General features: G+C 57.0%; 13 protein-coding genes and 1 riboswitch. Of the genes, 10 read left to right on the top strand and 3 right to left on the bottom strand.

The window, feature by feature from the left end:
- The first annotated feature begins 218 nt into the window (after nt 1–218).
- The gene (locus QSK07_RS13340) at nt 219–602 is read left to right on the top strand and encodes a cupin domain-containing protein (RefSeq protein WP_285721572.1); all 384 of its coding nucleotides are present in this window, start codon (nt 219–221) and stop codon (nt 600–602) included.
- A gap of 259 nt (nt 603–861) precedes the next feature.
- Entirely contained in the window at nt 862–1,239 is a 378-nt protein-coding gene (locus QSK07_RS13345; RefSeq protein ID WP_285721571.1) for a DJ-1/PfpI family protein, read from the top strand.
- A 19-nt stretch (nt 1,240–1,258) separates the two neighbouring features.
- Here the strand turns inward: QSK07_RS13345 and QSK07_RS13350 are convergent, their stop codons facing one another.
- Both QSK07_RS13350 and QSK07_RS13355 read right to left on the bottom strand, forming a co-directional pair.
- Nucleotides 1,259–1,945 (bottom strand): molybdate ABC transporter substrate-binding protein, encoded by a 687-nt coding sequence (locus QSK07_RS13350; protein ID WP_098050113.1) that lies wholly within the window; start codon nt 1,943–1,945, stop codon nt 1,259–1,261.
- Nucleotides 1,945–2,994, bottom strand: a complete 1,050-nt coding sequence (locus QSK07_RS13355) for an ABC transporter substrate-binding protein (RefSeq protein ID WP_285721570.1) — start codon at nt 2,992–2,994, stop codon at nt 1,945–1,947. The genes QSK07_RS13350 and QSK07_RS13355 overlap by 1 nt, the downstream gene beginning before the upstream one ends.
- 285 nt (nt 2,995–3,279) lie before the next feature.
- Nucleotides 3,280–3,378: riboswitch (guanidine-I (ykkC/yxkD leader) on the top strand.
- 60 nt (nt 3,379–3,438) lie between these two features.
- Here QSK07_RS13355 and QSK07_RS13360 point away from each other — a divergent pair.
- The 7 genes from QSK07_RS13360 to QSK07_RS13390 all read left to right on the top strand — a co-directional run bounded on the left by QSK07_RS13360 (nt 3,439) and on the right by QSK07_RS13390 (nt 11,336).
- The gene (locus QSK07_RS13360; RefSeq protein ID WP_098050116.1) at nt 3,439–4,494 is read left to right on the top strand and encodes a putative urea ABC transporter substrate-binding protein; all 1,056 of its coding nucleotides are present in this window, start codon (nt 3,439–3,441) and stop codon (nt 4,492–4,494) included.
- A 24-nt stretch (nt 4,495–4,518) separates the two neighbouring features.
- A complete protein-coding gene (locus QSK07_RS13365; RefSeq protein WP_098050117.1) occupies nt 4,519–5,334 on the top strand; it encodes an ABC transporter permease in 816 nt (271 codons plus the stop codon).
- Complete coding sequence (locus QSK07_RS13370; protein ID WP_285721569.1) at nt 5,331–6,116, top strand: ABC transporter ATP-binding protein; 786 nt, start codon at nt 5,331–5,333, stop codon at nt 6,114–6,116. The genes QSK07_RS13365 and QSK07_RS13370 overlap by 4 nt, the downstream gene beginning before the upstream one ends.
- Nucleotides 6,113–6,841, top strand: a complete 729-nt coding sequence (locus tag QSK07_RS13375; RefSeq protein WP_285721568.1) for an urea amidolyase associated protein UAAP1 — start codon at nt 6,113–6,115, stop codon at nt 6,839–6,841. The genes QSK07_RS13370 and QSK07_RS13375 overlap by 4 nt, the downstream gene beginning before the upstream one ends.
- A gap of 10 nt (nt 6,842–6,851) precedes the next feature.
- Nucleotides 6,852–7,487 carry an urea amidolyase associated protein UAAP2 gene (locus QSK07_RS13380; protein WP_285721567.1) on the top strand — a complete coding sequence of 212 codons (636 nt, stop codon included), beginning with the start codon at nt 6,852–6,854 and terminating at the stop codon, nt 7,485–7,487.
- Nucleotides 7,488–7,596: 109 nt separating this feature from the next.
- Nucleotides 7,597–11,202, top strand: coding sequence for an urea carboxylase (gene uca, locus QSK07_RS13385; protein ID WP_285721566.1), 3,606 nt, complete (start codon nt 7,597–7,599; stop codon nt 11,200–11,202).
- 2 nt (nt 11,203–11,204) lie between these two features.
- The gene (locus QSK07_RS13390) at nt 11,205–11,336 is read left to right on the top strand and encodes a hypothetical protein (protein WP_285721565.1); all 132 of its coding nucleotides are present in this window, start codon (nt 11,205–11,207) and stop codon (nt 11,334–11,336) included.
- Here QSK07_RS13390 and QSK07_RS13395 read toward each other — a convergent pair.
- Nucleotides 11,310–12,215: a LysR substrate-binding domain-containing protein gene (locus QSK07_RS13395; protein WP_285721564.1), complete on the bottom strand. Its 906-nt coding sequence runs from the start codon at nt 12,213–12,215 to the stop codon at nt 11,310–11,312. The genes QSK07_RS13390 and QSK07_RS13395 overlap by 27 nt on opposite strands.
- A 99-nt stretch (nt 12,216–12,314) precedes the next feature.
- Between QSK07_RS13395 and QSK07_RS13400 the strand changes: the two genes are divergently transcribed.
- Nucleotides 12,315–13,088, top strand: coding sequence for a HalD/BesD family halogenase (locus tag QSK07_RS13400; protein WP_275221836.1), 774 nt, complete (start codon nt 12,315–12,317; stop codon nt 13,086–13,088).

Consider the following 13,088-nt stretch of genomic DNA (forward strand, 5'->3'; position numbering starts at 1 on the left):
TGCGTACTGACGGTGGAATATATCTTATAACCGCAAAGCACATTTCGAACATTAATTAGCCATCCACTCTGCTGGCCCGATCATTCCCGCTATTTTTTCTGCACTGGCTGAGAGATCATTTATGGATTCATCACGCAGGAAACCCTCAGCGCCATTTTCTTCTACGCTTACTGCTCCGTCACTACTGGCATTCTATTGAGTAACAACAGGAATTAACCATGTCAAAGCAGGATAAAGAGATTAACGCGGTCGAAGTAATGCGCAGCAGCCAGGCCTGGAACGGTGAGGTGATTCATGCTTATCCCACTGGCGAACCCGAACTGACAGTGATGCGACTGTCACTGCCTGCCCATACGGCATTGCCCTGGCACACCCACCCAATGCCGAATGCGGCGTTTATTCTTTCCGGCACCCTGATTGTTGAGGATAAAGAGAGTGGCGAACAGCGTACGTTCACAGCAGGTGAAGCTCTGAATGAAACGGTTAACAGCGCGCATCGTGGTTACACTCTGGATGAAGCCGCTGAACTGGTGATCACGTATGCCGGTGTAAAAGGGCAGGAATTAACCGAGCCGCTGCCGGGAGAACCCGAAGAGTTTTAAGTGGCTGCTTTTGTCATGACTCATGACGGCAGTGTTTTCGCTGCCGCTGCTAACCTCAGAATTAAACCTTATCCGGATTTGAGTCGGATCAGTAAACGGTATGCCTGCACAGACCAGGATTAACGTTCTTTGCTCCATACACACCCACAATGTAAAAGAATTTTTTATGGATAAGAATGTTGCCCTGCTGCTCGCGTCCGGTTTTGAAGAAGCTGAAGCCATTATCACGCTCGATATTCTTTAACGTCTGGGCGTTCGCGTGACCACTGTGGCCTGTCAGCTCTACAGGGAAGTGACCCGCTACCATCAGGTCAAGGTCATGGCTGATGAGCTGCTGGAGGAGAATCGCGAGCCGCTGTTTGATGCGGTGATTGTGCCAGGCGGCCCGGAAGGCAGTAAAAATCTGTCAGCGAATGCTGCGGTGATTGATTTTATTCGCCGACATAATGATGCGGGTTGTCTTGTCTGCTCAATCTGTTCCGCAGCAGCCAGAGCACTGGAACCTCACTCACTTTTAAAGGGACGGCGTTGTGTCAGTTCCGGCACCTCTTCAGAGGGGGTGACCGATGGCGTTTACGTAAATGCATCGGTTGTGAAAGATGGCAATCTGCTAAGCGGCAGGCTGACGGGGCGCTGAGTAACAGAAAAAGCGCTTTTTATTCACCGCCAAATCCCGCATCGCGCAATATCGCTTTTGCCTGCTCTGAACCTAAGAACATCGCCAGCCTTTGCGCCTCTGGCATGATGACCGCACAGGCATAGCGCGCAACAGGATTAACAGCCGCCGGAATATCCACAACCGTCAGCCCGGCAATCCGGCACAGGGCTGTCCGATAGCTGGCATAGCCGATAAACAGATCTGCCATATCCGCCTGAATAATCCACTCCGCTGCCAGCCTGCCTGTGGGAATCGCTGCTGAGTCACGTCCGCCAACCAGCGGGAGGGCGCGCTGACGCACCGTTTCACCGGCATTACCCATCCGGGAGAAAAGAATCTGCGCATAGTCACCCGACGGGTCGGCACCCGATGTGGATGTGGCGACTCGCAGCGAGTCACGGGTGAGCAACGTATACCAGTCATCTCCCGTCTGAAGACAATCGCTGCGCACCGTAATGCAGAGCCGATTGGTGGCAAACGGCATGACGGCCAGCGCGCGTCCGGCAGCCAGAAGTGCGCGCGGATGATCATCACTTGCTGAAGCAAAAAGGTCGCACCGCTCACCGGCCTCAATGCGTTCGCGGAGCAGGCCGGCCGGACCAAAACGGGTTTCAACCGGCTCCGGAAAGAACGCCATGAGTGTCGGCCAGACGCCTTTCAGGCTGCCCGCCGCCAGTACCTGCATCACTCTGGCCCCTGATAAGTAGTGCGATAAAAACGTTGATACCAGCGGTTAGCCAGTTTGTTCATGTCGACATCCTGAAACGTCTGCGGATAGAGTTTTTTTGCCATCCACAGCTCGCCAATCCCCATCGCTTCCGGCATCGGATAGCCCCAGGCTTTGGCGTAATCCGGCATCAGATAAACGCGATGGTTTTTGACCGCATCAATCGCCTGCCATTGCGGAGAGCTGTTGATTTCATTCACGACTGAGGGGTAACGGTCCTGAACAAAAATCACCTGCGGATCCCAGGCGATCACCTGCTCCATCGACACGGTTTTAAATCCTTTCACGGTCGCCGCGGCGACGTTAACCGCACCCGCATGCTGCATCATCAGACCGGTATATTTCCCGGAACCATAAGTAGCCAGTTGCGGATTTGCCATATAGGCGCGAATACGTTTCTCCGCCGGTATATCTTTCAGGCGGTCGCTGACGATTTTGCGACCCTGATCGGTGGCGTCAATCAGCGCTTTCGCTTCGGCGGGTTTATTGACGATCTCGCCAATCAGCGTAATGCCTTCTCGCAGACCTGTGTCATAGGCCATTTCCTCATCACTGAGAGTCGGGTTCATTTTGTCCTGTTCACCCGGCAGGTCATGACGCAGCGAGATAGCCACGACAGGGATTCCCAGCGCGGTAATGCTGTCGATCATCTCGTGCGGCGCATAGTTGGTGACAAACACCACCTGCGGATGCAGCGCCACCAGTTTCTCCGGATCAACATGCGTCAGATCCCCAAGCATAGCCATATGGTTCAGCTCAGGTGCCAGTCGGGCATAGCCGTCGCCCAATTGCTGCTTCCAGTTCGCCATCACCCCGACGATTTTATCGGTGGCGTTCATCTGCACCAGCAGGTTCAGCGTCTGGTGCTGGAGCACAACAACGCGTTCAACGTGGTCAGGAATCGTAACCTGACGGCCAATCTGGTCGGTGATCTGGCGCGATGCCTGGGAAGAGAGCGGAAGGAGTATCAGTAAACCGAATGTGCATATCTGCCAGAAGCGCTTCATTAACTTTCCTCGAAAATCGTTATGCATTGTATTATATAGCGATGACTGATGCGCGTCACGGCTGGGGCATTATTTTGGGAAAGCAGCAGGCAGAAAAAGAAACTGACTTCGCATATCGCCCTTATCCCTCACACAGCACTGATTATGTGCAATGCCCGTCACTGGTTCACCATCCCGGTGCCTTCTGTGCCGGAACTCGTCTACTTTGCTGATATTTCAAGCTTTAATTCCTGGCACGCCATTTGCTGAAGTCTTAGCGGTAAGCAGCGTATGACACATTGATAGCAAATAGCTGGCTAGGGTTCCGGTTCACGCAGGTGAATGTCTGGTCCGAGAGCTGGCGACCTCTGCGAGGTTACACGGCGGGACAAAAGCCCGGGAGACAGCGGCACCATCTGGTGTCCTGCGCTGCTCCCGTTTTTTTGTGCCAACCAGAGGTCAACCATGAAGAAATCCCCCCTCCTGACGCTGATTCTCTCGCTGACGCTGCTGGTCAGCGCGCCGTCTATCGCCGCCGTCAAAAAAGAGTTCAACATCTGCTGGACCATTTACGCGGGCTGGATGCCCTGGGGCACCATCAGCAATGAGAAGATTATTGATAAATGGGCCAGCAAATATGGCATCAAAATTCATATCACTCAGCTCAATGACTACATCGAATCGATCAACCAGTACACCGCCGGCCAGTTTGACGGCTGCACCATGACCAACATGGATGCCCTGACCATTCCTGCAGCCGGCGGCATTGATAGCACGGCGTTGATCACCGGCAGTTATTCCGATGGCAACGACGGCGTGGTGCTGAAAGGCGAAAATAAAAAGCTCAGCGATCTAAAAGGGATGTCGGTCTATCTGCCTGCGCTGTCGGTATCACATTATCTGCTGGTACGCGGGCTGGAAAAGGCCGGACTGCAGGAAAAAGACGTTAAAGTCGTGAACACCTCCGATGCCGATATCGTCTCAGCGTTCGGCACCAGCAACGTAAAAGCGGCTGTGGCCTGGAATCCGCAGCTTTCGGTCATCAAAAAAACGCCGCATACGTCAGAAGTGTTCAGCTCATCGGCCGTGCCGGGTGAGTTGATTGACATGATGGTGGTCAATACCGACACCCTGAAAGATAACCCCGCACTTGGCAAGGCGCTGACCGGTGCCTGGTTTGAGATGATGGCGAAGATGCAGGCCGGAGACACCCTGGCACTGAGTGCCATGGCGGCCGATTCCGGTACGGACCTCGCCGGTTACAAAGCACAGCTGAAAACGACCCATCTGTTCCGGACCCCTGCCGAAACCCAGACCTTTGTCTCTTCCCCCGATTTGGCGAAAACCATGCAGCGCGTCGCTGCGTTCTCCTTTGATAAAGGATTGCTGGGCGAGGGTGCGCAAAGCGCTGACTTCATCGGCATGCGCTTCCCGGGCAACGTCACCGTCGGCGACACCGCAAACATCAAACTGCGCTTTGACGACAGCTATCTGAAGCTGGCCGCTGCGGGCAAGCTGTAATCACCTGACTCAGGAGTTTTTGCCATGCGCCACATCAACCGCTATCCCCGGCAGGGAATGCGCCTGACGCTGATGCTGTTACCGTTTGTGTTGCTGATCGCCGCGTGGTTTATCAGTTCGGCAGTGCGTCTGGAGGCTAATCCGCACGACAAACTGCTGCCCGGCCTGTCACAGATGATCGCGGCCATCGACCGGATGGCATTCACGCCGGACAAGCGCAGTGGGGAGTATCTGCTGTGGGCGGATACGTGGATTAGCTTAACCCGTCTGCTGACTGGCCTGGCGCTCTCTTCGGTAATTGGCTTGTGCATCGGCATTGCTGCAGGCGTCTTTCCGATGACCCGCGCGGCGCTGTCACCTTTCATGACCGTGGTGTCGATGATCCCGCCGCTGGCGCTGCTGCCAATGCTGTTTATCGTCTTCGGGTTGGATGAGCTGTCAAAAGTGATGCTAATCGTTATCGGCATCACACCAATGCTGGCACGCGATCTGGAGCATCGGGCGCAGGAGATCCCCGCAGAGCTGTTTATCAAAGCGCAAACCCTGGGGGCGAACAGCTGGACGGTGGTGCTGCGGGTCGTGCTGCCGCAGCTGTTATCGCGGCTGATTACGTCGCTGCGTCTGCTGCTGGGATCGGCATGGCTCTTTCTGATCTCCGCCGAAGCCATTTCCGCAACCGCCGGACTGGGTTACCGCATTTTCCTGGTGCGCCGCTATATGGCGATGGATGTGATCATTCCTTATGTCATCTGGATCACGCTGCTGGCGTGGCTGATGGATCTCGCGCTGCGCCAGTTGCACAAAGCCTGTTTCCCCTGGGCGGAAGGAGGCCGGGAATGAGTTTTATCGATATCAAAAATATCTGGCAGGAGTATGGCGACCACGTGGTGCTGGAGCGCATCAATCTGCAGGTGAAAGAGGGCGAAATCTGTTCGCTGGTAGGCGCGTCCGGCTGCGGTAAATCGACATTTTTACGCCTGCTGCTCGGTCAGGAAAAGCCGACGCGGGGATCAATCACGCTGGACGGTGAGCAACTGCCCGGAGAGCCGGACCGCAGCCGTGGCGTGGTGTTTCAGCGCTATTCGGTTTTCCCTCATCTCAACGTGCTGGATAACGTCGCCATTGGCCTCGAACTTCCGGAATCACCCTTTATCGGCCGGTTATTTGGTGCCCGAAAACGCCAGGCACGCGAACAGGCTAAACAGATGCTGGAAAAGGTCGGGCTGAGCCACTCACTCAATAAATATCCGGCGCAGCTTTCCGGCGGAATGCAGCAGCGGCTGGCGATTGCGCAGGCGTTTGTGATGCAGCCACGCGTGCTGCTGCTGGATGAGCCGTTTGGCGCGCTGGACCCCGGCATCCGCAAAGATATGCATGCGCTGCTGCTCCAGCTGTGGAGCGAAACCCGGATGACGGTCTTTATGGTCACGCACGACCTTGCCGAAGGCTTCAACCTGGGTACCCGGCTGCTGGTGTTCGACAAGGTGCGCAATGACCCGCAGGCTCCCAATGCGTGGGGCGCGCGTATCACCTACGACATCCCGCTTAATGAAACGCGGCTGTCTCAGCTGGCGACCGGCAACAAAAACAATATTTACCCTTTAAAGGAGACCGCTCAATGACAGAACTTTTTCATTCAGCCCCGAGCCTGCGCGAAGAGCTGCTGCCCGGTGGCGCGCATACCTCGCTGATTCTGCGTAAAGGGCAGATCCTGCGCCTGACCGACATCGGGGGCGGCGCGAACGTCAGCATGATGATGCTCAATCCGCACGAGAAAAGTGAACGGCTCAATCTGCCGGATACCCTGAAAGGTCAGCATACTGCTCGCCTGACCACCGGCCACTGTTTCTACTCCGATATGGGCCGCGTGATGGCCGCGATTGTTGCCGATAGCTGCGGCTGGCACGATCCATTTGGCGGCGTGCTCAACGCGGCGGAAACACAGGAGAAGTACGGTGCCGGTCGCTATCAGGAGCTGCGTAACGGCTTCTATCGCAACGGCGTGGATAATCTGCTGGTTGAGATGGGCAAATGGGATCTGGGTCTGGAAGATCTGCTGATGGTCGTCAACTTTTTCAGCAAAATAACGGTTGATGAGCAGGGGCGCTTCGGGTTCAGCGCAGGCAATAGCCAGGCGGGCGATTACGTTGAGCTTTATGCGCCCATGAATGTGCTGATGGTGCTGACCGCGCTGCCACATCCGCAGGATCCGGCCACTGACTATCATCCCCGTCCGGTCCAGCTGAGCTGGTATCAGGCCGACGATTTGCAGGCCGTCAGCGAGGCGATCGTTAATCGCGGTGAAAACCAGCGTGCATTACACAACACTCAACTTTTTGCCCTGTAAGGAGGCTTCGATGACCGTTTTCCACTCTGATCGTCGTCCTGAAGATGCCGTCTCTCGCCACGTGATCCCGGCAGGCGAGCCGTGGCTATTCGAAGTCAAAAAAGGGCAAACGCTGCGCCTGCTCGACCTTGAAGGCAATCAGGCGATAGATACCCTGTTTTACAACACTGATAATCCGCGTGAACGCTACGATCCTCAGCGCACGCTGCGTCGTCAGGGCAAGGTCTATCTGACCACCGGCAGCGTGCTCTATTCGAACCTCGGCAATCCGTTGCTGATGATCGTCGCCGATACCTGTGGTCGCCACGATACTCTGGGCGGTGCCTGTTCCCAGGAGAGCAACACCGTGCGCTATGCCTACGATAAGCGCTACATGCACAGCTGTCGGGATAACTTCCTGTGCGCCTGCCTGCATGATGGCCGTCTTCATAAGCGGGATATCGGCGCCAACATTAACTTTTTTATGAACGTTCCGGTCACGCCTGAAGGCGGTCTGACCTTCGAAGACGGCTTATCTGCGCCCGGCAAATATGTCGACCTGATGGCCGAATGCAACGTAATGGTGCTGATCTCCAACTGTCCGCAGCTGAATAACCCCTGTAATGGCTGGAACCCGACGCCCGCAGAAATGCTGGTGTGGAACTGAGCCAGCCCTTTGAACTTATCTGGCTACCTTTCTAGTGCCGGTCAGCCCCGGGGACGGCCCCAGGGAATATCGAATGTTGCGGGACGACCCGCATCCCTGAGAGTTGCCTATGTTTGATACCTTACTGATTGCTAATCGCGGCGCGATCGCCTGCCGCATCCTTCGTACACTGCGTGCCATGCAGGTGAAAGGCGTCGCCGTTTACTCCGAAGCCGACCTGAGCAGCTTACATATCCGGGAAGCGGATGTGGCGCTGAGTTTGGGTGAAGGGCCGGCCGCACAAACCTATCTGGTGACGGAAAAAATCATCGCTGCTGCGCAGCAGAGCGGGGCAAAAGCGATCCATCCTGGCTACGGTTTTCTTTCGGAAAACGCCGCCTTTGCCGAGGCGTGCGAGGCCGCCGGCTTGATTTTTGTCGGTCCCACGCCGCAGCAGTTACGGACCTTTGGCCTGAAACATACGGCCCGTGCGCTGGCGAAGGCCGAAGGCGTGCCGTTGCTGGAAGGCAGTGAACTGCTGGCAGATGTCAGCGAAGCCCGCCGCACCGCAGAGCGTGTCGGCTATCCGGTTATGCTGAAAAGCACGGCGGGCGGTGGCGGCATTGGCATGCGCGTCTGCGGTGATGCGAATGAACTGTCAGACGCGTTTGAAACCGTACAGCGCCTCGGCCAGAACAACTTCAGTGACGCCGGTGTATTTCTCGAAAAATATATCGAACATGCCCGTCATCTTGAGGTGCAGATTTTCGGTGACGGGAAGGGCGACGTTATCGCACTGGGCGTCCGCGACTGCTCGATTCAGCGACGTAATCAGAAAGTGATCGAAGAGACGCCTGCGCCGAATCTGCCGGCTGGCATGGCCGAAGCGCTCTGTTCGGCGGCTATCGCACTGGGCAAAGCGGTGAACTATCGCAGCGCCGGAACGGTTGAGTTTGTTTACGACAGCGCGGCGCAGCAGTTCTATTTCCTTGAGGTGAATACCCGCCTGCAGGTTGAACATGGCGTAACCGAGCAGGTCTGGGGCGTGGATCTGGTGAAATGGATGATTGAGCTGGCGGCAGGCGATCTTCCGCCGCTAAGCACGTTAGCCACCACGCTGGATCCGCGGGGCCATGCCGTGCAGGCGCGCATCTATGCAGAAGATCCGGGACGACAGTTCCAGCCCTCACCTGGACTGTTAACTGAAGTCCATTTCCCGGCAGCAGACGGTAAAAACCTGCGCATCGACCGCTGGGTGGAGGCCGGATGCGAAGTCCCGCCATTCTTTGACCCGATGCTGGCAAAAGTGATTGCCTTCAGCGCTACGCGCGATGAGGCCATCGTCGCACTTGCACAGGCGCTGGCGAAAACCCGTTTTTATGGCGTTGAAACCAACCGCCGCTATCTCCAGCAGATTTTAGCCTTTGCGCCCTTTACGACGGGTGAACCCTGGACCCGCTGCCTGGAGCAGCTCAGCTATCAGGCAGCAACCGTTGAGGTACTGAGTGCCGGCACCCAGACCAGCGTGCAGGACTATCCCGGACGACTGGGATACTGGGCGGTCGGTGTGCCGCCGTCGGGGCCGATGGACGATCGCGCTCTGCGCTCAGGTAACCGTCTGCTGGGCAATGATGAGAGTGACGCCGCGCTGGAAATCACCCTGAACGGGCCCACCCTGAAATTTAACACGGCGATTCAGGCGGTGGTCTGCGGTGCGCCGCTCAGTATCACGCTGGATGGCGTTGAACAGGCGATGGACGCTGTGTTTACCCTCCCGGCGGGATCAACGCTGAAGCTGGGCGCGATGTGTGGTGCGGGCGTCAGAAGCTATCTCTGCCTGAGCGGCGGGATACAGGTGCCGGACTATTTAGGCAGCAAAAGCACCTTTACCCTCGGTCAGTTTGGTGGACATGCAGGACGCGCACTGCGCAGCGGTGATGTGCTGCATCTCGCGCCGCGGACTACGAACACAGCCGGAAAAGATTTGCCCATTGCGCTGCGCACCGATCTCGCGCCGGTTCGCACGCTGCGCGTGATTTACGGCCCCCACGGTGCGCTGGAGTTCTTCGCGCCTGACTATATGGCGACATTCTTTGCCACAGAATGGGAGGTGCACTTTAACTCCAGCCGCACAGGCGTGCGCCTGATTGGTCCAAAGCCGATCTGGACCCGCGACAGCGGCGGCGAAGCGGGACTGCACCCCTCGAATATTCATGACAATCCTTACGCCATTGGCGCGGTCGACTTTACCGGTGATATGCCGGTCATCCTGGGACCGGATGGCCCGAGTCTCGGCGGGTTCGTCTGCCCGGCGACGGTTATCGAAGCGGATCTCTGGCAACTGGGACAGCTCAAAGCCGGTGACAAAGTGCAGTTTATTCCGGTGGATATCCCGACGGCACGGCGACTGGCAGAGGGACGTCGCAAAGAGCTGAACACGCTACAGCCACAGGCGATTCACTGGGAACCTGCGCCGCTGATGTCGCCGATAATAATGACCTGCGGCGAAGCGGATAAACGTCTGGTGGCGCGGCTTTCTGGCGATACGCATCTGCTGCTGGAGGCAGGCGAGCCGGAGCTGGATCTGGTGCTGCGCTTTCGCATTCACGCCCTGATGCAGGCGCTGGAAGCGCAATCCCGCAACGGCATTATTGATATCACGCCGGGCATCCGCTCGCTGCAAATCCACTTCCAGCCGGAGACGCTGACACCAGATGTGCTGCTGGCGTGGGTGCGTGGTGCGTGGGAGAGGGTCTGCATGAGTGACGACCTTCAGGTGCCGACGCGTGTGGTCCATCTGCCGCTCTCCTGGGACGATCCCGCCTGTCAGAAGGCGATCGAAAAGTATATAACCACCGTGCGCCCGGACGCGCCCTGGTGCCCGAGCAACCTTGAGTTTATCCGGCGGATAAACGATCTGCCGGATGAGCAGGCCGTCTGGAACACCGTGTTTGAGGCCAGCTATCTGGTCATGGGACTGGGCGATGTTTATCTTGGCGCGCCAGTTGCCACGCCGCTGGATCCGCGTCATCGGCTGGTGACGACAAAATATAACCCAGCCCGCACCTGGACGGCGGAAAACTCAGTTGGCATCGGCGGCGCTTATCTGTGTGTTTATGGCATGGAGGGGCCTGGCGGCTATCAGTTTGTCGGCCGCACGCTGCAGATGTGGAACCGATATCACGGAGTAGCCGATTTTGGTGGTAAGCCCTGGCTGCTGCGCTTTTTCGATCAGATCCGTTTTTACCCGGTTTCCGCGGAAGAACTGCTGCAGATTCGTCGCGACTTTCCACTCGGTCGCTATCCGCTGCGCATTGAGCATAGCACGCTGAAGCTGGCAGAGTATCAGGACTTCCTCGCACGCGAAGCGAAGGGTATCGGCGAATTTCGTGAGCATCAGCAAACCGCGTTCAATGCTGAACGTGACCGCTGGATAGCCAGCGGCCAGACCCATTTCGACAGTCAGGAAAATGTAGCGGAAGTAGGCGGCGACGCACCGCTTCAGCCGGGCGAGCAGGGGGTTGAAAGTCCGGTCTCCGGCAATCTCTGGCAGGTGCAGGCGACCGTGGGCAGCCGGGTGCGGGAAGGGGATGTTCTTGTCGTGCTGGAGTCGATGAAGATGGAGATCCCACTTCTGGCTCCGTGCAGCGGCATTATTCAGCAGGTCAGCGTCCAGCCAGGCAGCGCAGTGCGTTCAGGGCAACGCGTGGCGGTAATCGTTGAAGATAATGCGTAACGATGATCACAACCGGCCAGCCAGATAAGGGCATGCTGAATGCCGCTGCGCCCGTCAGCGGCTACATGCTGGCGGGCGCAGGCAACATGCATCACAGCAGCCGGGTATCAGCACCGCGCGCCCAGTTCTTTTAGCCAGCCGATCATCGCTTCACTGCCAGGCTGACTCAGCGTGCGTTGCGGCCATGCCAGGAAATAGGGTTTGCTCAGCGGCAGGCAAAGATCATCCACCACCACCAGATCGCCACGCGCCAGTTCCGGCGCGATAAGGCGTTGTTGTCCCAGCAGCAGTCCGGCACCCGCAACGGCCGCATCAATCGCCAGTGAGGTCAGGTTAAAGCTGAATGCGGGTTGTGGCAGCGGTTCATCCATGCCTTTTGCCTGAAACCAGCTTTGCCAGTCCGGCAGGAATCGTCCTTCATTACCCCAGTCGAGGTGGATCAGCGGCGCCTGACTTAAGATCGTTTCCGGCGTGAAATGTCGAAGCAGAGACGGACTGGCCACCGGCAACACCTTATCCTGAAACAATCTGATCTTATCCAGCTGCGGGTAACGGTCATCACCAAAGCAGATTACGAAATCGGCGGCCATCGCCGTGAAATCGACCGGTGAATGGGTGCCGTGTAACGAGAGATCGATATCAGGACAACGATCGCGCCAGTATGTCAGTTCGGGCAGCAGCCATTTCGACGCCAGCGCCGGTAGCGCGTAAATCGTGAGTTTTGGGGCGCTGGCCGCATGGCGGATATTTTGCTGGCCGAGATGCAAAATATCAAAAGCTTCGGTGACATAGCGCAGATACTCTTTGCCGGTTTCGGTCAGCATCACGCCGCTCTGCGTGCGCAGAAACAGCGTGCTGCCGAGTTGCTCCTCCAGCTGGCGAATTTGCTGGCTGACCGCTGCCGGGGTTAAAGCCAGCTGGGCGGCGGCTTTTGCCAGGCTACCCAGTTCGGCGGCCACTTTAAAGGACTGTATGACACTGATTTTGGGCAACCTTGGCAATAGGGCTGGCATTAACTCTTCCTTAGCAGGGCAGTAAGTTTTTATCGTTACGCAGCGTGGCAGGCGACAGGTAGAGTAATATCACACCTGCCCATCATGAGAAATGTTGCTATGTATGGATCCCTCGTTCGTCTCGATCTTCATCCGCTGGCCGATCAGGGCTGGCGTCAGCGCTGTCGTGAGCAATTAAACCACTCCGGCGCGCTGGTACTGCGTCAGTTTTTACAACCTCATGCTCTGGAGGCGATTATTGAAGAGGGCAATGCCCGGCGTCATCTGGCCTATCACACCCGCAGCAAACACAATGTCTATCTGATGAAGCCGGATGAGGCGTTCAGCGCGGATCACCCGCGTAACCGGGATGTGCTCAGCACCAAAGGATGCATTACAGATGATGTTATCGCTGACGACTCGCCGCTGCGCCAGCTTTATAACGATGACCTGTTTAAACGTTTCCTGTGCGATGTGCTGGGAGAGGAAGCGCTCTATCCTTATGCCGATCCGCTTTCGTCGATTAACCTGCACTATGCGCCTCACGGCCAGGAGCTGGGCTGGCACTTCGACAACTCCTCCTTTGCTATCACCTTACTGGTCCAGAAACCGCTGGCGGGCGGGGTGTTTGAATATGTGAAGGATTTGCGGGATGCCGATGCCGGTGAGATGAACTTCGACGGTGTTGACGCAGTACTGGACGCGCGCCAGCCGGTTGACGCGCTGGAGATCGATGCCGGCGATCTGGTACTGTTTCGCGGTCGTAATTCCCTGCATCGCGTGACCCCGACCGAAGGCGAGGTCACCCGGATGCTGGCTGTGCTGGCTTACAACACGCAGCCTGACATCGCGTTGTCAGAAACCGCGCGGTTGACCTTTTACGGCAGACTATAA

It is taken from the genome of Pantoea sp. QMID4, assembly GCF_030270445.1.
GTDB lineage: Bacteria > Pseudomonadota > Gammaproteobacteria > Enterobacterales > Enterobacteriaceae > Pantoea > Pantoea vagans.

Coding starts and splice junctions, on each gene's coding strand:
- QSK07_RS13370 (WP_285721569.1), top strand. CDS start 5,331: ATGAGTTTTATCGATATCAAAAATATCTGGCAGGAGTATGGCGACCAC.
- QSK07_RS13375 (WP_285721568.1), top strand. CDS start 6,113: ATGACAGAACTTTTTCATTCAGCCCCGAGCCTGCGCGAAGAGCTGCTG.
- QSK07_RS13395 (WP_285721564.1), bottom strand. CDS start 12,215: ATGCCAGCCCTATTGCCAAGGTTGCCCAAAATCAGTGTCATACAGTCC.
- QSK07_RS13360 (WP_098050116.1), top strand. CDS start 3,439: ATGAAGAAATCCCCCCTCCTGACGCTGATTCTCTCGCTGACGCTGCTG.
- QSK07_RS13400 (WP_275221836.1), top strand. CDS start 12,315: ATGTATGGATCCCTCGTTCGTCTCGATCTTCATCCGCTGGCCGATCAG.
- QSK07_RS13355 (WP_285721570.1), bottom strand. CDS start 2,994: ATGAAGCGCTTCTGGCAGATATGCACATTCGGTTTACTGATACTCCTT.
- QSK07_RS13390 (WP_285721565.1), top strand. CDS start 11,205: ATGATCACAACCGGCCAGCCAGATAAGGGCATGCTGAATGCCGCTGCG.
- QSK07_RS13365 (WP_098050117.1), top strand. CDS start 4,519: ATGCGCCACATCAACCGCTATCCCCGGCAGGGAATGCGCCTGACGCTG.
- uca (WP_285721566.1), top strand. CDS start 7,597: ATGTTTGATACCTTACTGATTGCTAATCGCGGCGCGATCGCCTGCCGC.
- QSK07_RS13340 (WP_285721572.1), top strand. CDS start 219: ATGTCAAAGCAGGATAAAGAGATTAACGCGGTCGAAGTAATGCGCAGC.
- QSK07_RS13380 (WP_285721567.1), top strand. CDS start 6,852: ATGACCGTTTTCCACTCTGATCGTCGTCCTGAAGATGCCGTCTCTCGC.
- QSK07_RS13350 (WP_098050113.1), bottom strand. CDS start 1,945: ATGCAGGTACTGGCGGCGGGCAGCCTGAAAGGCGTCTGGCCGACACTC.